This is a genomic window from Chromobacterium aquaticum, assembly GCF_021129195.1.
In the GTDB taxonomy this organism is placed as follows: domain Bacteria; phylum Pseudomonadota; class Gammaproteobacteria; order Burkholderiales; family Chromobacteriaceae; genus Chromobacterium; species Chromobacterium aquaticum.
The window spans coordinates 1-1,695 of sequence record NZ_JAJOHW010000069.1 but is presented as its reverse complement, the minus strand read 5'-3'; the positions used below and the strand labels follow the sequence as shown (position 1 = coordinate 1,695).

At 51.2% G+C, this 1,695-nt stretch carries 2 protein-coding genes; both read left to right on the top strand.

Translation table 11 applies throughout. The features are described 5' to 3' along the window. Window positions 1-844, top strand: an 844-nt coding sequence (locus LQT98_RS11160) for a hypothetical protein (RefSeq protein WP_231462382.1), incomplete at its 5' end; no start/stop codon positions are given. 5 nt (window positions 845-849) lie between these two features. Further along, window positions 850-1,356: a hypothetical protein gene (locus tag LQT98_RS11155; protein WP_231462381.1), complete on the top strand. Its 507-nt coding sequence runs from the start codon at window positions 850-852 to the stop codon at window positions 1,354-1,356. The last annotated feature ends 339 nt before the right edge of the window (window positions 1,357-1,695 follow it).

Sequence of the window (1,695 nt, the reverse complement as noted above, 5' to 3'; positions counted from 1 at the left end):
CAGCGGAGGCCTGATCGATGATCGCGGCGCTGCCGCGCGTAATGCTGCGTTGGTCCGTGGTTTGCCGGGTGCGCTAGGCAAGACGGCGGGCGAGCTGATGTATTATGCGAAGAATCCTGGAGAATTGAGTGCGGAGCAGGCAGGCGCATTGGCCGGCAATGCCCTATTGTCCTGGGCGCCAGGGTCACGTTTGCTTCGCGGGTCCAGTCTGCTGAGCATAGAAGCAGGTATGGACACGCGTTTGCTGGCAAGGGATGCGGCGGAAACGTTTGGGCCGAGGCTGGATCGTTTGGCGGAGCAGAGCACGCCGGGGCTGAGGATGTATGCGGTGCAGGAAGGGCGTGTGGTTCCAAGCAAGGGACTATTGGTACAAAGTAGTGATGGCGTTGTACTAGATATGTTCGGTAGCAACATTTCACCTCGTACTCAGTCGATTCTAGATAAATTTAGTGATGCAAGGCGCGTACTTGTCGAAGATGCTGGCGGGAAGCAATCAGTTGTAAACATTGTTGACAATTTAGGACGCCGAGAAGTAAAGGTTAGCGATCTAGGAAGATTGCAGGCTGCAACGGGTAACGAGTTTTCACTATTGCGAGGCCCAGAGGGGCAGCGTGTATTGCTACAGGGTGATCCAACGCAAATGATGATTCCGGAACAGTATGTTGGGAATGGCTGGAAATGGTCTGGTCACTCTCATCCATATGGTATTGATCCAAGCTCGAGCGATCGATTTGTGCTGCGAGCCTTTCAGCAAGAGCAGTCAATTATTAAGAGTGCAGCAGATGGTCGACAAAAATCTTTCACACAGTTTGAAGATTGGTCTAGCTGGCTGCCGGGGATGTAAACATAATGAGTAACAATCAAATTTGTGAGCTGTGTCAGTCTGAAATCTTAAGTGGTCAACCTAGATTTTACTTTCCTAGGCTGCCACCAAATCATGCATTAGCTGACATAAAGGGGGTTTTGCATACGTCATGCTTGTTGGTGGCGGATAATTCTCGAAATATAGGGGCGTCCTTGGCTCAGATTGCGGAAAGTGTTGCGCGCCATTCTGAGTCTGCTCCTCATATTTCCAGGAATGGAAATGTGACTTTACGGAATCGTCTTGATGAAGGTCGAATTGAAGTTCTTGACTTCGAGGATTTTTGCGAAATTAGCATTCCACTCGCAGCCTTGGATAGGCTGAGAGTTATTGCACCTGGTGCATCAGTCTCCTTAGGTATGCAGGTATTGCATGCAAAAGCCGATGGGCAGCTAGTGCTTGAGCACAAGTCCCCTGCGTTTGACGTACATCTGTCCGCATTGAGTCTCGAACGATTGCAAGCGATTTTGGCTGATATTGACAAAGTTAGGTAGGGCGGGCTGACCGGAGGTCATGCCCGTGAGTTGAACGAGCAACACTACCTGATCATGACTTGCTATCGAAGATCGGCGTATTCCCATAAGGGATGCGCCGATTGTTGCTCCCAACACGGGAGCTACTAGAGTCGCCGTGCCTGGGTAAGCTGATTTTATAGGGCCGCTTCGGCTACTAGCTCAGCTAAAGGTATCAATAACTCTTTAGCAAGTAGGGGGGGGCAAGCCACAAGGCTTGCCCACGCGGTAGCTTGGCAACACTACCTTTAGGCCGCGCCGTAACTTATAAGCCCAAGCCTCACCAAAAGCCCCTCCCGGTGAAGTGTCCTGACAAGAGCG